Annotated in this window: 19 protein-coding genes; 14 read left to right on the top strand and 5 right to left on the bottom strand. The window is 61.8% G+C overall.

Annotated elements, in window-relative coordinates:
- Positions 1 to 16 precede the first annotated feature (16 nt).
- From glnE to V8J81_RS06375, 3 genes are read left to right on the top strand one after another with little or no spacing between them, the layout of a single operon-like run.
- The gene (gene glnE / locus V8J81_RS06365) at positions 17 to 2,821 is read left to right on the top strand and encodes a bifunctional [glutamate--ammonia ligase]-adenylyl-L-tyrosine phosphorylase/[glutamate--ammonia-ligase] adenylyltransferase (protein WP_368474910.1); all 2,805 of its coding nucleotides are present in this window, start codon (positions 17 to 19) and stop codon (positions 2,819 to 2,821) included.
- On the top strand, positions 2,814 to 3,086 hold the full coding sequence (locus tag V8J81_RS06370) for a hypothetical protein (RefSeq protein ID WP_368474911.1): 273 nt from the start codon (positions 2,814 to 2,816) through the stop codon (positions 3,084 to 3,086). The genes glnE and V8J81_RS06370 overlap by 8 nt, the downstream gene beginning before the upstream one ends.
- 26 nt (positions 3,087 to 3,112) lie before the next feature.
- The gene (locus tag V8J81_RS06375; protein WP_368474912.1) at positions 3,113 to 3,544 is read left to right on the top strand and encodes a hypothetical protein; all 432 of its coding nucleotides are present in this window, start codon (positions 3,113 to 3,115) and stop codon (positions 3,542 to 3,544) included.
- A 1-nt stretch (position 3,545) separates the two neighbouring features.
- Here V8J81_RS06375 and V8J81_RS06380 read toward each other — a convergent pair whose 3' ends face one another.
- Positions 3,546 to 4,541: a GlxA family transcriptional regulator gene (locus V8J81_RS06380; protein WP_368474913.1), complete on the bottom strand. Its 996-nt coding sequence runs from the start codon at positions 4,539 to 4,541 to the stop codon at positions 3,546 to 3,548.
- Between the two features lie 191 nt (positions 4,542 to 4,732).
- Here V8J81_RS06380 and V8J81_RS06385 point away from each other — a divergent pair, with 191 nt between their 5' ends.
- Positions 4,733 to 6,106: a class II 3-deoxy-7-phosphoheptulonate synthase gene (locus tag V8J81_RS06385; RefSeq protein ID WP_368474914.1), complete on the top strand. Its 1,374-nt coding sequence runs from the start codon at positions 4,733 to 4,735 to the stop codon at positions 6,104 to 6,106.
- A gap of 45 nt (positions 6,107 to 6,151) precedes the next feature.
- Here the strand turns inward: V8J81_RS06385 and V8J81_RS06390 are convergent, their stop codons facing one another.
- Positions 6,152 to 6,859 carry a PAS domain-containing protein gene (locus V8J81_RS06390; protein WP_368474915.1) on the bottom strand — a complete coding sequence of 236 codons (708 nt, stop codon included), beginning with the start codon at positions 6,857 to 6,859 and terminating at the stop codon, positions 6,152 to 6,154.
- 188 nt (positions 6,860 to 7,047) lie between these two features.
- Here V8J81_RS06390 and V8J81_RS06395 point away from each other — a divergent pair, with 188 nt between their 5' ends.
- Genes V8J81_RS06395 through V8J81_RS06405 form a run of 3 tightly spaced genes read left to right on the top strand, consistent with a single transcriptional unit; the run spans position 7,048 to position 9,079 of the window.
- Positions 7,048 to 7,911 carry a YicC/YloC family endoribonuclease gene (locus tag V8J81_RS06395; protein ID WP_368477606.1) on the top strand — a complete coding sequence of 288 codons (864 nt, stop codon included), beginning with the start codon at positions 7,048 to 7,050 and terminating at the stop codon, positions 7,909 to 7,911.
- Positions 7,908 to 8,561: a guanylate kinase gene (gene gmk, locus V8J81_RS06400; RefSeq protein WP_368474916.1), complete on the top strand. Its 654-nt coding sequence runs from the start codon at positions 7,908 to 7,910 to the stop codon at positions 8,559 to 8,561. The genes V8J81_RS06395 and gmk overlap by 4 nt, the downstream gene beginning before the upstream one ends.
- A complete protein-coding gene (locus V8J81_RS06405; protein ID WP_368474917.1) occupies positions 8,558 to 9,079 on the top strand; it encodes a gamma carbonic anhydrase family protein in 522 nt (173 codons plus the stop codon). Before gmk ends, V8J81_RS06405 begins: the two co-directional genes overlap by 4 nt.
- Here the strand turns inward: V8J81_RS06405 and V8J81_RS06410 are convergent.
- Positions 9,076 to 9,699 (bottom strand): histidine phosphotransferase family protein, encoded by a 624-nt coding sequence (locus V8J81_RS06410; RefSeq protein ID WP_368474918.1) that lies wholly within the window; start codon positions 9,697 to 9,699, stop codon positions 9,076 to 9,078. The two genes, V8J81_RS06405 and V8J81_RS06410, sit on opposite strands and share 4 nt — an antisense overlap.
- Positions 9,700 to 9,721: 22 nt before the next feature.
- On the opposite strand from V8J81_RS06410, the gene V8J81_RS06415 reads away from it, so the two are divergent.
- From V8J81_RS06415 to olsA, 3 genes are all read left to right on the top strand, one after another.
- Positions 9,722 to 9,922 (top strand): DUF3553 domain-containing protein, encoded by a 201-nt coding sequence (locus V8J81_RS06415; RefSeq protein ID WP_368474919.1) that lies wholly within the window; start codon positions 9,722 to 9,724, stop codon positions 9,920 to 9,922.
- Between the two features lie 156 nt (positions 9,923 to 10,078).
- Positions 10,079 to 10,852 (top strand): L-ornithine N(alpha)-acyltransferase, encoded by a 774-nt coding sequence (gene olsB, locus V8J81_RS06420; protein ID WP_368477607.1) that lies wholly within the window; start codon positions 10,079 to 10,081, stop codon positions 10,850 to 10,852.
- Entirely contained in the window at positions 10,849 to 11,682 is an 834-nt protein-coding gene (gene olsA / locus V8J81_RS06425; protein WP_368474920.1) for a lyso-ornithine lipid O-acyltransferase, read from the top strand. Before olsB ends, olsA begins: the two co-directional genes overlap by 4 nt.
- On the opposite strand, the gene V8J81_RS06430 is transcribed toward olsA, so the two are convergent.
- Positions 11,679 to 12,311: a thiamine phosphate synthase gene (locus V8J81_RS06430; RefSeq protein ID WP_368474921.1), complete on the bottom strand. Its 633-nt coding sequence runs from the start codon at positions 12,309 to 12,311 to the stop codon at positions 11,679 to 11,681. The two genes, olsA and V8J81_RS06430, sit on opposite strands and share 4 nt — an antisense overlap.
- A gap of 97 nt (positions 12,312 to 12,408) precedes the next feature.
- On the opposite strand from V8J81_RS06430, the gene V8J81_RS06435 reads away from it, so the two are divergent.
- The 3 genes from V8J81_RS06435 to V8J81_RS06445 all read left to right on the top strand — a co-directional run bounded on the left by V8J81_RS06435 (position 12,409) and on the right by V8J81_RS06445 (position 16,021).
- Complete coding sequence (locus V8J81_RS06435) at positions 12,409 to 13,176, top strand: RNA methyltransferase (RefSeq protein ID WP_368474922.1); 768 nt, start codon at positions 12,409 to 12,411, stop codon at positions 13,174 to 13,176.
- Positions 13,177 to 13,415: 239 nt separating this feature from the next.
- Positions 13,416 to 14,555 carry a heme A synthase gene (gene ctaA / locus V8J81_RS06440; RefSeq protein WP_368474923.1) on the top strand — a complete coding sequence of 380 codons (1,140 nt, stop codon included), beginning with the start codon at positions 13,416 to 13,418 and terminating at the stop codon, positions 14,553 to 14,555.
- Positions 14,555 to 16,021 (top strand): carboxypeptidase M32, encoded by a 1,467-nt coding sequence (locus V8J81_RS06445; RefSeq protein ID WP_368474924.1) that lies wholly within the window; start codon positions 14,555 to 14,557, stop codon positions 16,019 to 16,021. Before ctaA ends, V8J81_RS06445 begins: the two co-directional genes overlap by 1 nt.
- A gap of 150 nt (positions 16,022 to 16,171) precedes the next feature.
- Here V8J81_RS06445 and V8J81_RS06450 read toward each other — a convergent pair whose 3' ends face one another.
- Positions 16,172 to 16,963, bottom strand: coding sequence for an enoyl-CoA hydratase (locus tag V8J81_RS06450; protein WP_368474925.1), 792 nt, complete (start codon positions 16,961 to 16,963; stop codon positions 16,172 to 16,174).
- Positions 16,964 to 17,033: 70 nt separating this feature from the next.
- Between V8J81_RS06450 and V8J81_RS06455 the strand changes: the two genes are divergently transcribed.
- Complete coding sequence (locus V8J81_RS06455) at positions 17,034 to 17,453, top strand: PaaI family thioesterase (protein WP_368474926.1); 420 nt, start codon at positions 17,034 to 17,036, stop codon at positions 17,451 to 17,453.
- Positions 17,454 to 17,472: the final 19 nt, after the last annotated feature.

Below are 17,472 nucleotides of genomic sequence, written 5' to 3' on the forward strand. Positions count from 1 at the left end.
CACAAGAGGGCAGAAAATGAGCTTCGCCGCACGCCTTAGCCGGGCACCTATCGCGTTCGCCCCGGAGCGGGGGAAGGAGGCTTTGGCCGCCGTCCCACATCTGGCGCCGGAACTTGCTGAGTTGATTGCGGGTGCAGGCGGGTCGTCGCCCTACCTCGCTGGCTTGATGGCGAAAGAGGGTCATTGGCTGTCTCATGCCTTCGACAAGCAGCCTGAGGATGTGATTGCAGAGTTGATTACCGAAACGAGCAATCTGGACGTAGGCAGCCTCAACTCCGGTCTGCGGCAGGCCAAGCGGCGGGCCGCGCTGATCGTGGGCCTTGCTGATCTGGGGGGTGTTTGGGGGTTGGCCACGGTCACGCAGGCCTGGACAGACTTTGCCGATGCGTGTGTCTCGGCAGCGCTGGCGATCCATGTCGCGGCCCAAGCGCGTCGGGGCAAATTGCCCGGCATGACCGAGGAAGACGCCTTGCGCGACGGGGCAGGGATGGTTGCGCTTGCGATGGGCAAGATGGGTGCGGGGGAGTTGAATTACTCCAGCGATATCGACCTGATCTGCCTGTTTGATGAGACCCGCTTTGACGGCCCCGCCGAAGAGATGGAAGCCCGCGCCGCCTTCATCAAGGCAACCCGCGCCATGGCGGCCAGCCTGAATGATGCGACGGCGGAGGGCTATGTCTTCCGCACCGATCTGCGCCTGCGGCCCGATGCGAGCGTGACGCCTGTCTGCATCTCCATGGCGGCGGCTGAGCGGTATTACGAGGCAGAGGGGCGCACTTGGGAACGCTCGGCCTACATCAAGGCGCGCGCAGCGGCGGGGGATGTGGAGGCCGGACAGAGGTTCCTTGAAACCCTCACACCCTTCGTGTGGCGCAAGCATCTGGATTTCGCGACGGTTGCGGAGACCATGGATATGCGCCAGCGCATCCGCGACCATAAGGGGCTGCATTCGCAGGCGTTGGAGGGGCGCAACATCAAGCTGGGGCCGGGTGGCATTCGAGAGATCGAGTTCTTTGCCCAGACCCGGCAACTCGTTGCCGGAGGGCGTGATCCTGCGCTGCGCCAGCCGCGCACCGTGAAAGCCCTGCAAGCCTTGGCGCGCGCTGACTGGATCACGCGGGATGTGGCCGGTGATCTGGCGGATCATTATTCTGCGCTGCGGGAAGTCGAGCATCGCCTGCAGATGATCGACGATGCGCAGACCCACAGCCTGCCCAAGTCCGATGAAGGGTTCGACCGGCTGGCCCGCCTGAGCGGCGAGGGGGATACGGTCCGCTACCGCGAAGCCCTTGAGGCGCGCCTGAACGCTGTCGATCAGATCACCGGCGACCTCTACGAGACAAAGACCCGTGCGAAAGTTGCGCCCGAATTAAGCGAGGATGCGAAGGCCATTGTGGCCCGTTGGCCGGGCTATCCGGCGCTCCGCTCCGAACGCGGGCAAGGTATTTTCGAACGCCTCAAACCCGATCTGCTGGCCCGGTTTGCGTCTTCTGATCGCCCCGAAGAGGCGCTGACGAATTTCGATGGCTTTCTGCGCGGCCTTCCTGCGGGCGTTCAGCTTTTCTCGTTGTTTGAGGCGAACCCAAGTCTGGTCGATTTGATTGCGGACATATGCGCCACCTCTCCGGGCCTTGCCACCTACCTTTCGCGCCATTCGCGCGTTTTGGATGCGGTGTTGGACGGGCAATTCTTTGCGGACTGGCCCGGTGCCCAAGGACTGACCCAAGACCTGCAAGCGGCGCTCACACCTCTCGACTATGAGGCGCAACTCGACACTGCGCGGCGCTGGCAAAAGGAATGGCACTTCCGGGTTGGCGTGCACATGCTGCGCGGGCTGATCGGTGCGGATGTCGCGGCACAACAATACTCCGATATCGGAGAGGCCATCGTCGCGTCGCTCTGGCCATGCGTCTGTGCCGAGATCGCGCGCAGGCACGGACCGGCCCCGGGGCGCGGCGGGGTCGTTCTGGCGATGGGCAGCCTTGGGACCACGTCCATGACTGCCACGTCAGATCTGGACCTGATTGTGATCTTCGACGCGGGGGATGTTGAACTGACAGATGGCCCGCGTCCGCTGGACCCGCGGGGCTGGTTCGCCAAAGCGACGAAATCGCTGATAACGGCGCTCAGTGCCCTGACCGGCGAAGGCAAACTCTACGAAGTCGACATGCGCCTGCGCCCGTCCGGCGGACAGGGGCCGGTGGCCACTTCGCTTGCCGCGTTCGACCGCTATCAGCGGGAAGAGGCATGGACGTGGGAGCATATGGCCCTGACCCGCGCGCGTGTTGTGGCGGGCGATGCGACACTGACCCGCGATGTGGAACAGGTGCGGTGCGATGTGATTGCCTCGCGGAATTCAGGCACAGCCAAGATCCTGGAAGACGCCGCAGACATGCGCGCGCGCCTCGCCAAGGCTGGCCGGGCCGGGGATACGTGGGCTGTGAAGGACGGGCCCGGGGGCTTGCAGGATATCGCGTTGTGTGCGCAGGCCCTTGCACTTGCGGCAGGAAGCGCCAGCCGTCAGCCGCCCGCACAGATCTCGAACGCCGTTGAGGCCGGGTTGCTGCCAGTCGATGCTGCCCGCGATCTAAGGGAGGCGCACAGGGTTTTCAGCACGCTCCTGCAAGGCGCGCGGCTGTTGACTGAAAAGCCGCTTTCGCCCGAAACGGTTGGTGCAGGCGGCGTCAGTTTTCTGCTGCGCCTGCTGGAAGTGACGGAGCTGGACGCTCTCGTGCCGCAGCTTGACAGGTTGCGGGGTCATGCAGCCACTAGGGTCAGCGAAATTCTAGGCGAAACTGGAAAGGATCCTGCGGATGCGTGAGGATGACCCAAATGATCCGAAGAACCTGATCCGTGAGGCGTTTCGCATCGACGGGATCACGGCCTCTGAGTGTCGGTCAATCTTTGTGGATTGGGCGTTAAGCCTTACTTCCCCGGACCCGAAGCCAGCCATCACAGCTTTGCTGGACAAGCACCGGGCAGAACCGGATGATCACCCTATGAAGGCCGTGCTGACAGAGGGTTTGTCACAAGCCCCCGATGCGCGCAGGCGGGGCGGTCGGGCCGCGCGTATGAAGACGGTCTAATCTCCACCCCAAAGGGAAGATACGAAATGCTCCGCAGATTAATCACCGCCGCAGCGCTGGCACTACTTGCCACGCAAGCGTCCGCCCAAACCGGCCTCGCAACACCCGGCGTTTTTGAGAACTACAACGCCATGCGGGCCGAGGTTGATCCGCTCGTCTCGGACCTTCGCATACAGACCCTGTTGCCGCGTATCGCTGATACCAGTCAAATGGACACGGGCGAGATCATGGCGCTTGAGATCCAGATGCGGAACGCACTGCGAGATCCGTTGACCGAGGTCGAGGTGATGATGCTGTCGCCGTTGGAGAACGGCTTTCGGCGCGAAATCCTGGCCTATCACGACGGCGGCACTGGTTATCTGTACCTGCTTTTGATGATCCACGAACGTGAGGATGATCTGGTGGTGTTGCATATGCTGATGAACACCAGCCTCGCACCGCTTTTGTCGTTGTTCTGAGCTACGTTTTCAGACGTGCCGCGTGGGTGCCGCGTTCGCGGTAAGGCGTGGTGTTGTAATGTGCGCGGTAGCACTTCGAGAAGTGCGAAGGTGAGGCAAAGCCACAGGCCAGCGCCACGTTGATCACACTCATATCCGTCTGCATCAACAGGTTGCGCGCTTTGCCCAACCGAAGCTCCATATAATAGCGCTTGGGCGAGCGGTTCAGGTAGCGGCGGAACAAGCGTTCGAGTTGCCGCGTGGACATGCCCACATCCTCGGCCAGTTGCGAGGGGCTGATCGGATCCTCGATATTTTGCTCCATCATGCGGATCACTGCGCCGAGTTTCGGGTGGCGCACGCCGATGCGCGTCGGGATTGAAAGGCGCTGCGTGTCCTGATCGGTGCGGATGGAGGTGTAGATCAGCTGGTCTGCCACCAGATTGGCGAGCTCTTCCCCGTGATCCTCCGCAATCAGCTTCAGCATCAGGTCGATAGACGCCGTGCCGCCGGCCGTTGTGATGCGGTTTCCGTCCACCACGAACACTGATTTGGTCAGCGTGACCTCTTCGAATTCCTCGGCAAAGCTGTCCTGGTTTTCCCAATGGATGGTCGCACGCTTGCCATCCAGTAAACCCGCCTTGGCCAGCGTATAACCCGCCGTGCAAAGCCCCGCGATAACGGGGCCTTTCCGGGCCTCGCGCCGCAGCCAGCTCAGCAGCCGTTTCGTCGTTGCGCCGGCAACATCAATGCCACCGCACAGCAAGATCACATCTTCGCGGCGAACCTCATCCAGATCAGTGTCGAGCCGAAACCAGATACCGGCGGAGCTTTGCGCATATTCGCCGCCTTCGCCCGCAAGGCTCCATTGATAGAGCTCTTGCCCCGACATCCGGTTGGCAATCCGCAAGGCCTCCACCGCTGAGGAGAAACAGAGCATGGTGAACTGGTTGAGCAATACGAAGACGAACCGCTTGGGGCCGTCGCCCGGGCGTGTTCTTGCGGTAGCATCCGTCATGCGCAGGTCTCCCTTGGGTGGCATCGGTTGATCCGAGCTTCACCCCAACGGAAAAATCGAAATCACCAAATTCGAGCCGGTGCAATCCCACAATTGTTTATGTGAGCGCTCACACTTTTGCCAAATGCGGGATTGGAAGCGGCAAGGGCCTTGTGTAGAGAGGGGGCCGACCCTTGGAGATGGAGACGAGAATGGCCTCTGCAACGACCTGGACGAAATCGGATTGGCGCGCCAAACCGCGCGTGCAGATGCCCGATTATTTGGATGAAGCCGCCCTGCACGAAGTCGAAGCACAGCTGGGGAAATACCCCCCGCTGGTTTTTGCCGGAGAGGCGCGCACGCTGCGCAATGAACTGGCCGCCGTGTCGCGTGGCGAAGGCTTCCTCCTGCAAGGCGGCGACTGCGCTGAGAGCTTCTCCGAATTTTCGGCGGACAATATCCGCGACACCTTCAAAGTAATGCTGCAAATGGCGACCGTTCTAACCTTTGGCGCGAAAGTGCCGGTGGTAAAGATCGGGCGCATGGCCGGTCAGTTTGCCAAGCCACGTTCCGCACCCACTGAAACCGTGGGCGGGGTGGAGTTGCCGTCGTACCGGGGTGACATCATTAACGAGCTGGATTTCACCGAAGCCGCCCGTATCCCGAATCCGCAGAAAATGCTGCAGGCCTACACGCAAGCCGCGGCCACGCTGAACCTGTTGCGAGCGTTTTCAAAAGGTGGTTTCGCGGACATCCACCGCGTCCATTCCTGGACCCTAGGCTTCACTGATATGGGTGATGCTGAGCGGTATGCAGACATGGCCAACCGTATCCAGGACGCGCTTGATTTCATGACGGCTGCTGGTGTCACACCGGGCACAGCCCATGAACTGGGTCAGGTGGATTTCTACACCTCGCACGAGGCTCTGCTGTTGGAATATGAAGAGGCGCTGTGCCGTCTCGATTCCACGTCCGGCAAGTGGCTGGCCGGGTCCGGCCACATGATTTGGATCGGCGACCGCACACGGCAGCCCGATGGTGCCCATGTCGAATTCTGCAAAGGCGTGCAGAACCCGATCGGCATCAAATGTGGCCCGTCTATTTCGCGCTCGGACCTCAAGGAACTGCTCGACACGCTGAACCCGAACCGGGAAGCGGGCCGGATCGTGCTGATCAACCGCTTCGGTGCCGGTAATGTGGCCGACCACATGCCCAAGCTGATCCGCGCGGTTGAGGAAGAGGCCCATCCTGTTGTCTGGTCCTGTGACCCGATGCACGGCAATACGATCAAGTCCGACAGCGGTTACAAGACACGGCCCTTCGACAGCGTGTTGCGTGAGGTGCAGGAATTCTTCGCGGTGCACCGCGCTGAGGGAACCGTGCCGGGCGGTGTGCATTTCGAGATGACCGGTCAGGACGTGACCGAGTGTACCGGCGGTGTCCGTGCTGTAACCGATGAGGATCTGTCCAGCCGCTATCACACGGCCTGCGATCCGCGTCTGAACGCGTCACAGTCTCTGGAACTGGCGTTCTTGGTGGCTGAAGAGCTTTCCGCCAGCCGTGAGGCGCTGCGCGCAGCCGGATAAACGATCAGCGCGCCCTTCATTTGAGGGGCGCGCGATCAGGCGCTATCAGGCCTTGCCACCTTCAATTACCTGAAACACTGGTCGCGCGTGGTGCTCCATCCGGCGCGCCTCAACGCGTGCAAGGGCGGGGCCCTTGGGGGCCCGTGTTTTTCGGGGCATGACCAGTTTCGCCTTTGGCGCATCGCCAAGGGCGCGCGCGGATGCGAGGCCGGGCAGGTCAGCCTTTTCGGGAATGTCGTGGCTCCAGACCTCAGAGATGCGGAATCGCCCTCGCAAGTCGTCGAGTGCTGTTGTGACAACTGCTTCCGAATAGAGCGCGATGGCGCGGTTCAACGTGCCGCGTGTGTCCGCAAGTGGTAGGATCAAAAGCTGGCCTTCGTGGCGCGCCCCAAATTGCCGCTGAAGATCCAGCGACAGGATGCTTATCGCAGGTGTGGTGATCGCCGTTTCCGCCGCATCCAGTGCCTTTGCCCGGTCATCAATGTCAAAAAGGGCGCGAAACGGCATACCGCGCAGCTCCATCCCCATCCGTTTTGAGAGGGATGCCCCCGACAGCCTGATCCGAACTGTTCCAGCCCGTGGACGTTCGAGAATGCAGATACGCGACAGGAATTGCGGGATGTCTGCGGGATTGATTTCAACCCGCCCCGGAACAGTACGACCCGCACGCAGGTTATCCCAGTGGCGCAGCATCGAAAGGCAGCGGGCATCGAGGCGCTCGAAGCCATTGGCGTGCATCAAGGTATCGGTCATGGGTCGGCCTCCGCCAAATCGCGTTATCGTACTGGTCGTTGCCCCCATAAGAACGCGCCTTGGCTTGACCACAGTCGGCGTTCCTGTCCTTTTTCAAATACACTGAATAAAATTGTATGGGCAGGGGGAGACTGGCGGGATGGTTAATGGGTTCAGGGGCGCACATGGTGGGTAAAGGTCTTGCATCGATGACGGCCTTTGCGGCGTCAGATGGGTCGGACGGGCCGCTGAGCTGGCAATGGGAAATCCGCGGCGTGAACGGGCGCGGCCTCGATCTGCGCCTGCGTTTGCCGGATGGTCTTGGCGCGTTGGAACAACCTTTGCGGGCCGCTCTGCAAAAAGCTCTAACACGCGGAAACGTCTCACTGTCGCTCAAATTGCAGCGGGCCGCTGGCGGTGCCGCTCTGGCTTTGCAGGCCGAAGCACTGGATGCAGCGCTCGCCGCGTTGGCAACTGTCGAAGAACGTGCAGACGGCGCTTTGGCTGCATCTTCAGCCGCAGATATTCTAGCGCTGAGGGGCGTGTTCGAGGCGTCAGACACGCTCCATGTGCCAGAAGTGTCCAACCTGATGCCTGAGGCTGAGGCGCTGATTGCGGCCTTCGTGGACATGCGCAGGGGCGAGGGCGCGGCTCTTGCGCAGGTCATGTCCGCGCAACTGGACCGCATCGCAGAGCTGACCGAAGCTGCGTCAGAGACAGCAACACTTCGCGCTGCCGCCGCAGGCACGCGCTTGCGTCAACAGGTGGCCGAGTTGCTGGAAGCGACGGAGGTGGTCGACGAGGCCCGACTGGCACAGGAATTGGCCGTTTTGGCCGTAAAAGCGGATGTGACAGAGGAGTTGGATCGCCTTCGCGCCCATGTCAAAGCGGCGCGTGACCTGATTGCAGGCGGTGGCGCGGTCGGGCGCAAGCTGGATTTCCTAATGCAGGAGTTCAATCGAGAGGCCAATACACTTTGCTCCAAGTCCGGTGATGCGGCGCTGACCGCGATCGGTCTTGACCTGAAACTGACCATCGATCAGATGCGCGAACAGGTTCAGAACGTGGAATGACTATGCCAGACACATCGCGCCGCGGGCTTTTGATTATCCTGTCTTCTCCGTCCGGTGCGGGGAAGTCGACCTTGGCGCGCCGTCTGATGGCGTGGGATGAGACCTTGTCCTTCAGTGTCTCTGCAACCACCCGCGCCCCTCGGCCCGGCGAAGTTGACGGCAAGGATTATCATTTCCTGGATGAGGCCCGGTTCAAGGCGATGGTCCGGGATGGTGAGATGCTGGAACATGCCCATGTCTTCGGCAATTTCTACGGCTCGCCTATGGGGCCGGTCGCGGACGCGATCGAAGCCGGGCGTGACATCTTGTTCGACATTGATTGGCAAGGCGCGCAACAGATCCAGAAAAGCGCGTTGGCCCCGCATGTGCTTTCGATTTTCATCTTGCCCCCGTCCATCGCCGAATTGCGTCGTCGTCTGGAAAGCCGCGCGCAGGACGATGCGGAGGTCATCGCAAAGCGGATGCAGAAAAGCTGGGATGAGATCAGCCATTGGGACGGCTATGATTATGTGCTGGTCAATGACGATCTGGATGCGACAGAGGCGCATCTGAAAACCATCGTGACCGCCGAGCGGATGAAGGCCAGCCAACAGCCCGCCCTGATGGATCATGTCCGCACGCTTCAGTCGGAATTCGAGGATAGCCCATGACACTTTACGCGCTCGACGCCGTCAGCCCCCAGATCGCGGACGATACCTGGGTTGCGCCTGATGCCAATGTCATCGGCAATGTGGTGCTGGAGGAAGGCGCAAGCATCTGGTTTTGCTGCACGCTGCGTGGCGATAACGAGGAAATTCGCGTCGGGCGCGGCTCGAATATTCAGGAAAACGTGGTCTGTCACACTGACCCCGGGTGTCCGCTGACCATCGGGCCGGATTGCACGATTGGTCACAAGGCGATGCTGCATGGATGTACGATTGGTGCGGGGTCGCTGATTGGGATGGGCGCGACCGTTTTGAACGGCGCTGTGATCGGCTCAGGCTGCTTGATTGGGGCCGGTGCGCTGATCCCGGAAGGCAAGGTGATACCCGACGGCTCGCTTGTCATGGGGATGCCAGGAAAGGTCGTGCGGGAGTTGGACGAGGCGGCGCGCGCGGGGCTGTTGGCGTCAGCCGAGCATTACAGGCAGAACATGCGCCGCTTTCGGCAAGGACTGCGGGCGCTCTAACGCGCGGCGAGGCGGACGTACCCTTCGGCCACTTCATAAGCCAGAGACAATCCAAGGGCCGCGGCCGCATGGATTGCAACAGCGAATTGCGCTTGCGAAGGTTTGAGGTTCACCTCCTCTGGCACTTCACCGGCGGGCAAAACGGACCAGAGATCGTCGTGAATGGTCAGCCGTGGTCCGTGGGCTTCGACTATCAGGGCTCTCTCCCCATCGCCTTGCAGGTAAAGATCACCCCCCATCGGCAGGCCCGTTTCGGCACAAAGTAGCATCAACATAAGCAATTTGATCTCTTGACGCGGGCGGTCTCCCCCAATCCGCCAATGCCCCATGATCCGGCTCTGGTTGAAATACCCTTCAACCGCCTCACGTGCTTCGCGGTTGCTTGTGGACTGGTCCGCGACTGCCCCCCCGAAGGCCAGCCGAAACAGGCGAATACGCGCCTCTGCGGCTTTGACGGCGTCGCGGATCAATTCCATTTCCGGGCCATCGGCCTTGCCCGTCATCTCCAAAAGCTCGACCCCATTGCCGATTGCGCCCAATGGGTTAACTAGATCATGGCACAGCCGCGAAGCGACCAGATCTGCCAGCTTGGTCGGCAGGTGTGAATGCGCGTCAAGCATGGCGGAAAGGTCCTTTGATTTCATGGAACGAGATATACACGCATCCGATATCACGGCGATCCTTGAGCCTGGAATGTACGTTCAACATCCCGCCGCACCAGATTGGGGCATTGGACAAGTGCAATCGAACATCGGCGGTAAGGTGACGGTCAACTTCGAGAATGAGGGCAAGGTCGTACTGGATGGCCGCGTCGTGGGTCTGGTCATCGTCGATCCCTCATAACATTCCACCCCAGCGTTAGTGGAAAGTGGTTAACGCGAGCTTAACGTTGAGGTTATCCGAGCGTCCAGCTTGCATCGTGCTTGCTTGCAAATGAGCCTGCCTCCGCTTAACCCTGCGCGCCAATGCCCCAAGCGCTACGAGGAAAACCCTCGCACCATGCCCATGGACGAGCCCCAATTCGAGTTGCGCCTGGCCGCGAATGAAGCGGATGTTCTGGCCGCGCAGCACCTGCGGTATCAGGTGTTCGTGGAGGAATTGGGCGGGGACGGTGTGCTTGTCGACCACGATCAACGGATCGAGGCCGACCGGTTCGATCCCTATTTCGAACATCTTCTGCTGCTCGACAATCGCAGGGCGGTCGATGATCGGGTGGTCGGCGTCTATCGTCTGATGCGTGCCGATGGAGCCAAGCGTGCGGGCAGCTTCTACTCCGAGGATGAATACGATCTGAGCGTTCTCCATGCTTCAGGTCGGCGCTTGCTGGAATTGGGTCGCTCCTGCCTGCACAGGGACTATCGCGGCGGGGCTGCAATGATGCACCTCTGGAACGGGTTGGCCGATTACATCGCCGCCAATGAGATTGAGCTGATGTTTGGCGTGGCGAGCTTTCATGGCCTCGATCCGGCCCCGTTGGCGTCGCAGCTCTCGTTGCTGCACCACCGCCATCTGGCCCCCGATGATATCCGCCCAACGGCCCGGGAAGATGGCTTTCAGAGGATGGATTTGATCGCATCCGAGGAGCTCGACCGCCCGGCCGCGATCCGCCAAATGCCCGCACTGATTAAGGCCTATCTGCGCCTTGGCGGCTTTGTCGGGCAGGGAGCTTATATCGACCGATCATTCAATTGCATCGACGTCTGTCTTGTGATGGATGTCGCCCGCATGTCCGACACGCACCGCACGATTTACGAGCGTGGGGCGGCCCGATGAACGGCACATGGTACGGGCAAGAGCCGCCCACGCCGCGCCGCATTGGCGCTCTGGACTGGCTCCGCATCCTGTGGCGCGGCGGGCCGCTGATTATCCTGCTTCTGATCTGTTTCCCACTCCTGTTGATCCTGCGCCTGCCTGAGCGCGCGATCTGGGGGCTGAAACGCCCAATCACGCCTTACATCACTCAGTTCGTCTGTATCTGGGCCTGTCGGTTCCTGTCATTGCGGCGTGAAGTCATCGGCCAGCCGATGCGCGAGGCCGGGGCCTATGTCAGCAACCATGTTTCCTTCCTCGACATCTTCGTGCTGAACGCCTGCAAGCGGCTCTACTTCGTGGCAAAGGCCGAGGTCAGCGGTTGGCCGGGCGTTGGCTGGCTGGCGCTGGGGACGGGCACGGTTTTTATTCGGCGTGACCGGCGGGAGGCTGCGGCGCAAACCAAGCTGTTCGAGGATCGTCTGATCGCAGGCCATCAGCTTCTGTTCTTTCCCGAAGGCACCTCAACTGACGGCCATCAGGTGCTGCCGTTCAAGACGACGCTTTTTGCGGCCTTTTTCTCGGACCGCTTGCAGGGCGAGATTTCGGTTCAACCGGTCAGCCTGCGCTATCACGCGCCGAAGGGGGCCAATCCGCGCCATTATGGCTGGTGGGGTGACATGGATTTCGGGCCAAGCCTGTTGCAGATCCTCGCCACACCGGGCCGGGGCAGGGTGGAGGTCGTGTATCACGCGCCATTGCCCGTAACGGCGTCCAGCAACCGAAAGGCACTTGCGAAGGCTGCTGAAGAGGCCGTGCGCCACGGCCTGGAAACCGGAACGTCGCTGACTTAGCCGAGGGGCGCCAGAAGCGTGCGCAGTGCCGCGAGCGGGTCGTCCTGCCCCCAAATCTCCGGCCCGACGGCAAAGAAATCCGTCACCGGCGCAAGGGCCGCGACAAGCTCCACATCCAGCGCACCTTCGGCCACAACCGGCAATTCGATCATCTGCGACCACCAGGCAAACAGCTCTGCCTCGGCAATGGTCCCATCGCCTAGGCTGCTTTCGCCCACCGGGCCGAAGCTCACGTAATCGGATCCGGCTTCGCCCGCGTTCATCCCGTCATGGCGCGAGGCCCCGCAGAAACTGCCAAGGATCGCATCGGCTCCAAGCGCCTTGCGGGCTGCCCGGATGGAGCGCGCGCCATCAGGCAGATGCACGCCATCGAGGCCAAGTCGTTCTACCAGCTGGATATGGCGGTCGATGACCAAGGGCACATCACGCGCATGGGCAACTTCACGGCACGCATCTGCGGCGCGCGCCAGACTGTCTTCATCATCCCCGGCCAAGGCCATGCGCAAGCATGCAATCTCGGTTCCATCAAGCACCTGTGCAAGTTGCGGTGCAAAGGCCGCGGGATCGAAACTGTGCGGAGTGATGAGGTAGATCTGCGGGCGATCTGCGGATTGGTCGTCAGTGGCCATGGCGCTCTCCTGCCAAGCGGGTTTTGAGGCTGATAGCCGCCACGCGCGACCGGGGCAATGGCTTGCGGCGTGGCGGGCCATTGGCTAAGCGGCGCATATGACTGACACCCTCAATGGCCCACGCCAGCCCGCCTTCGTTCTCGTCCGCCCCCAGATGGGCGAAAACATCGGTGCGGCGGCTCGCGCGATGTGGAATTTCGGGCTGGATCACATGCGCGTCGTGGCCCCGCGAGACGGATGGCCGAATGAACGTGCCGTGGCCTTGGCGAGCGGGGCAGGGCGGCTTCTGGATCAGGCGGGGCTGTTTGAGGATGTGCCGGGCGCTCTGTCCGATTGCACCTATGTCTTTGCAACCACTGCGCGCGAACGCGGGATGACCAAGCCAGTGGTCACGCCGGAACGCGCCATGGAACAGGCCCGTGCCATTGCGGCTGAGGGTGGCAAGGTTGGCGTGATGTTTGGACCCGAACGCGCGGGCCTTGAGAATGCCGATATCGCGCGGGCGGATGCCATCATTTCGGTCCCGGTAAACCCCGAGTTTCCGTCGCTGAACCTCGCCCAATGCGTGTTGTTGTGCGGCTATGAATGGCGGCGGCAATCGGTGGATGTGGCCCCGGAAGTCATGGAATTGGCAAAGACGGAGTTTGCCAATGGAGTCGAAGTTGCCGCCTTGGGGGATCATTACGAGGCGCAACTCGAAGAGGCTGGCTTCTTCTGGCCGCCCGATAAGGCCGACAGCATGAAGCTGACCCTGCGCAACCTGTGGGGGCGTTTGCGTCTGACACGGGCGGATGTGCAGACGCTGCATGGCGTGTTGCGCCAGATGGGCCGATGGGCGGAAGGCAAGCGCAAGGATCACAAATAGGGATTGCGCCGGCTGCGCCGTCGCCGGGGCAGATTTCCAAGGGAAATCTGGGATATGCCGGGCGATGGATATGCTTCGTATCCGCCGGGCCACGTGGCGAGAGGGTGGAGCCTCCGGCGGGGATATTTTGATCACATGGAAGACGGGGTGAGCATATCGGCGGCGGCCCGGTGTCGCGGGCGCTTGAAGGGGCCGGGGGCGCGGGTTAGGTCTTCGGGCAAGAGCGAAGAGGGACGACAATGGCCGGTGGACGCAGCATTTTCGAAGAGGTCAGCGAGACGCAAAAGCCCGCAGCAACGCCGGGCGGTGTGACCGGCGATCGGGGGCGCGGGCGGCGGCTTGTGCGGATCTTCATCATGATCCTGTTCGTGATGGTTGTGGTCCAGATTGCCGTGGGTGGCCTGACGCGACTTACAGATTCCGGGCTTTCGATCACTGAATGGGCGCCGATCAGCGGGGCGATCCCGCCACTGAATGACGCGGATTGGGAAGCTGAGTTAGAGGCCTACCGCGCCACCACGGAATATCAGGAACAGAACCGGGGCATGACGATGCCGGAGTTCCAGTTCATCTATTGGTGGGAATGGGGCCACAGGCAGTGGGCGCGGTTCCTTGGGCTTGTCTGGGCCGTTGGTTTTCTGGGGTTGTTGGCTACGAAATCGGTTCCGACCGGCTGGTCAGGGCGATTGCTTTTGTTGGGCGCGCTTGGCGGCCTTCAGGGGCTGGCCGGATGGTGGATGGTGCATTCCGGCCTTGCGCCGGGCATGTTTGATGTCGCGTCCTACCGATTGGCAGTGCATCTGGTACTGGCCTTCGTGATCCTTGCGCTGATGGCCTGGTATATCCTGACACTTGGGCGGCAGGAGGCTGAGCTGATGACCGCGCGGCGCGATGGGGATCGCAAGCTGAACGGCATGGCGACGGGGCTGTTGCACCTGACTTTTGTTCAAATCCTGATCGGAGCTCTGGTGGCTGGCATTGACGCGGGCCGCAATTACATCGACTGGCCGCTGATGGCAGGCGCCTTCACGCCGCCGGACATGTGGGTGCTGGAGCCGTGGTATCGCAACCTGTTCGAGAATGACGGGACGGTGCAATTCATCCACCGGATCACGGGCTACGTGCTGCTCCTGTTCGGGATCGGGGCTTGGTTTGCCTCGCGCCGCTCCTCCCGTGCCGCGACCAAGCGCGCGTTCGATTGGGTGGGTGTGATGATGTTTGGCCAGATCGTTCTGGGCATCGTGACGGTCATGCATTCCTCACCGTGGTACTTGGCGATCCTGCACCAGTTCGGCGCGGTTGTTCTGATTACCCTAATCCTGCGCGCCCGCTTCCTTGCGCGTTATCCCTTACCGCAATCCGTGAGAGGAGCTGCCTGATGGCTGCCATTGATGATCTGCTGGCGCACCAGCGCACCAGCGCCGCCCTTGGGCAGGTGATGGGACGTCTTGGGTGGGATCAGGAGACGATGATGCCCCCCGGCGCAGCCGAGCAGCGCGGCGAAGAGATGGCGGCGCTGGAGACCGTGTTACACGCACGCCGGACGGACCCGAAAGTTGGCGATTGGCTCGCGCAGGCTGAGCCGCGTGATGAGGTCGAGGCCGCGCATCTGCGCGAAATCCGGCGCGGGTATGAGCGCTCAGTCAAGGTGCCTGCCGATCTGGCAGCAGAATTGGCGCGTCTTACCTCTGTCAGTCAGGGGATATGGGCCAAGGCGCGCGCCGCCGATGATGTGGCGGCGTTCTTGCCGACCCTGAAGCAGGTTGTCGCGCTGCGCCGCGAAGAAGCGGCTGCGATCGCCGATGGCGGTGATCCGTATGATGCGCTGTTGCAGGATTACGAGCCCGGAACGAATGCCGCCGAGATCGCGGCGCTGTTTGATCGGATGCGGCCGCGACTTGTTGCGCTGCGGGACCGGTTGGCCGGGGCGCAGATGCCCTCATCTCTGGAGGGGCGGTTTGCGAAGGAGGCTCAGCTGGCGTTGAGCGCTGAGGTTGCCGGCGTGTTCGGGTATGATTTCGACATCGGACGCATTGATCTGGCGGTGCATCCGTTCAGCTCAGGCTCGGGGGCGGATGTACGGATCACCACGCGGGTGGACGAGGCTGAACCCCTTGGCTGTCTCTATTCCACGATCCACGAGGTCGGGCATGCCTGCTACGAGCAGAACATCGCGGCCGATCTGCGCCTGACGGCGTTGGGGCAGGGTGTGTCGATGGGCGTTCATGAGAGCCAGAGCCGGATTTATGAGAACCAGCTGGCGCGCTCTGTGCCGTTCACGCGGTATTTGTATGGTCGGATGGAGGCGCATTTCGGGGCGCTTTCAGCCAGCGCCGACGACTTCGCGCGAGTCATAAATCGGGTGGAAACCGGCTTTATCCGCACCGAGGCCGATGAGGTGCATTACAACCTGCATGTGATGTTGCGGTTCGATCTGGAACGGCAGCTGTTCGGTGGCTCGCTGGAGGTCGCGGATCTGGAGGAGGCGTGGAACGCGCGTTTTGCTTCAGATTTCGGGATGGAAGTCGACAAGCCGTCAAACGGCGTGTTGCAAGATGTGCATTGGTCGGTGGGGCTGTTTGGCTACTTCCCGACCTATTCCTTGGGCAACGTTTATGCGGGCTGTCTGCATGAGGCGCTGCGCCGGGATGTGCCGGATCTGGATGCGCAACTGGAGGCAGGGGATCCGTCGGCGGCGCTGGCGTGGCTGCGGGAGAATTTGCAGCGCCATGGGGCTTTGAGGACGCCGCGCGAGACGATCATGCACGCCACGGGCGGGGCGATCAGCGAAGCGCCGCTCTTGGATTATCTGGATGCGAAATATGGGGCGCTGTTTGGCGTTTGAGGCGCTTGCTCACGCGTGAGCAAGTGGGTCAATCTGTTGACCGGAAACGGTTTTCGTCTTCTTGTTAACGGTTTGCTAACCCGCGCAACCGGGCGGGCGAAGCGCGCCCTCCTCTGCTCTTGACGGGCCTCCTTGCAGCTTGGCCCGTCTTCAGGACCAATCGGGCGGGCGCTTTTCGAGGAAGGCGGTGATGCCCTCATCCGTGTCGCGGTTGAGCATGTTTTCGACCATGACCTCGCCTGTCAGGGCATAGGCCTCGGCCGTGGTCAGCTCGGCCTGCGCGTAGAAGGCCTGTTTACCGACGCGCACGGCGGAGCCGAGCTTGGCGGCGATGGTTTCGGCCAGCTCGGATGTAGCGGCGTCGAGGCCCTCGTTCGGGGCGGTGCGGTTGATGAGGCCTGCGGCTTGCGCCTCGGACGCATGAAGGAATTTGCCGGTGGTCAGCATTTCGAACACCTGTTTGCGTGGCATGACGCGGCTGAGCGCGACCATGGGCGTCGAGCAGAACAGGCCGATGTTGACGCCGTTCACACCGAATTTCGCATCCTCCTCAGCCACGGCGAGATCGCAGGAGGCGACAAGCTGACAGCCTGCGGCGGCGGCCAGACCGTGGACTTGCGCGATGACGGGCTGGGGCAGGCGGGAGAGGGTCTGCATCAGATGGGCACAGCGGTCGAAGAGGTCTTTCCACGCCGCCGCGCCATTGTCTTCAGACTGACGAGCGGCTTGCATCTGTTTGAGATCATGGCCCGCGCAGAAGGCCCGGCCCGCACCTTTGAGCACGATGACCTTTTGATCCGGAGTCTCGCCGAGGGTGTCGAGTTCGGCCTGCAGGGCGGCCAGCATCTCATCACTCAAGGCGTTGAGGTTTTTCGGTGAATTGAGGGTCAGGTGAGTGATGGGCCCGTGATCGTCGCGCAGCACCAGTGGATCAGATGACATAGGGGCGCCTCCCTTGCGCGTGTCTTCGAGTTGCGGGAAAGGTAGCCGGGACGGAGGACGGGGGGAAGCCATGCCGGTTAAGATGAACGCCGCCGAGGTTGCGGCCTATCTCGATGAGGTCTTTCCGCAGGTGCGGGGCGATTTTGTGATCGAGGAGGTGTCCGACATGGCGGTCCGCGTGCGTATGCCCGTAGCCGAGCGACATTTGCGGCCCGGTGGCACTGTCTCAGGCCCCGCGATGTTCGCGCTGGCCGATGTGTCGGTCTACATCGCAGTGATGGCTATGGTAGGGCGCGAGGCGTTGGCGGTGACGACGGGCGGGTCGTTCGATTTCATGCGCAAGCCGGTGGCGGGGGTGGACATGATCTGTGAGTGCCGCTTGCTGAAACTGGGGCGGGTCTTGGCCGTGGGCGAGTGCCTGCTGTACTCCGAAGGGATGGAGGCCCCGGTGGCGCGGATGTCGATGACCTATTCGATCCCGCCGAAGTAGCGGTTTCTTTTGAAGTGGA

The organism is Gymnodinialimonas sp. 202GB13-11, assembly GCF_040932485.1.
Lineage (GTDB): Bacteria > Pseudomonadota > Alphaproteobacteria > Rhodobacterales > Rhodobacteraceae > Gymnodinialimonas > Gymnodinialimonas hymeniacidonis.

Bases quoted from the DNA above. Each gene is read 5' to 3' on its own strand.
- glnE (WP_368474910.1), top strand. From the start codon at position 17: ATGAGCTTCGCCGCACGCCTTAGCCGGGCACCTATCGCGTTCGCCCCG.
- V8J81_RS06370 (WP_368474911.1), top strand. From the start codon at position 2,814: ATGCGTGAGGATGACCCAAATGATCCGAAGAACCTGATCCGTGAGGCG.
- V8J81_RS06375 (WP_368474912.1), top strand. From the start codon at position 3,113: ATGCTCCGCAGATTAATCACCGCCGCAGCGCTGGCACTACTTGCCACG.
- V8J81_RS06380 (WP_368474913.1), bottom strand. From the start codon at position 4,541: ATGACGGATGCTACCGCAAGAACACGCCCGGGCGACGGCCCCAAGCGG.
- V8J81_RS06385 (WP_368474914.1), top strand. From the start codon at position 4,733: ATGGCCTCTGCAACGACCTGGACGAAATCGGATTGGCGCGCCAAACCG.
- V8J81_RS06390 (WP_368474915.1), bottom strand. From the start codon at position 6,859: ATGACCGATACCTTGATGCACGCCAATGGCTTCGAGCGCCTCGATGCC.
- V8J81_RS06395 (WP_368477606.1), top strand. From the start codon at position 7,048: ATGACGGCCTTTGCGGCGTCAGATGGGTCGGACGGGCCGCTGAGCTGG.
- gmk (WP_368474916.1), top strand. From the start codon at position 7,908: ATGACTATGCCAGACACATCGCGCCGCGGGCTTTTGATTATCCTGTCT.
- V8J81_RS06405 (WP_368474917.1), top strand. From the start codon at position 8,558: ATGACACTTTACGCGCTCGACGCCGTCAGCCCCCAGATCGCGGACGAT.
- V8J81_RS06410 (WP_368474918.1), bottom strand. From the start codon at position 9,699: ATGCTTGACGCGCATTCACACCTGCCGACCAAGCTGGCAGATCTGGTC.
- V8J81_RS06415 (WP_368474919.1), top strand. From the start codon at position 9,722: ATGGAACGAGATATACACGCATCCGATATCACGGCGATCCTTGAGCCT.
- olsB (WP_368477607.1), top strand. From the start codon at position 10,079: ATGCCCATGGACGAGCCCCAATTCGAGTTGCGCCTGGCCGCGAATGAA.
- olsA (WP_368474920.1), top strand. From the start codon at position 10,849: ATGAACGGCACATGGTACGGGCAAGAGCCGCCCACGCCGCGCCGCATT.
- V8J81_RS06430 (WP_368474921.1), bottom strand. From the start codon at position 12,311: ATGGCCACTGACGACCAATCCGCAGATCGCCCGCAGATCTACCTCATC.
- V8J81_RS06435 (WP_368474922.1), top strand. From the start codon at position 12,409: ATGACTGACACCCTCAATGGCCCACGCCAGCCCGCCTTCGTTCTCGTC.
- ctaA (WP_368474923.1), top strand. From the start codon at position 13,416: ATGGCCGGTGGACGCAGCATTTTCGAAGAGGTCAGCGAGACGCAAAAG.
- V8J81_RS06445 (WP_368474924.1), top strand. From the start codon at position 14,555: ATGGCTGCCATTGATGATCTGCTGGCGCACCAGCGCACCAGCGCCGCC.
- V8J81_RS06450 (WP_368474925.1), bottom strand. From the start codon at position 16,963: ATGTCATCTGATCCACTGGTGCTGCGCGACGATCACGGGCCCATCACT.
- V8J81_RS06455 (WP_368474926.1), top strand. From the start codon at position 17,034: ATGCCGGTTAAGATGAACGCCGCCGAGGTTGCGGCCTATCTCGATGAG.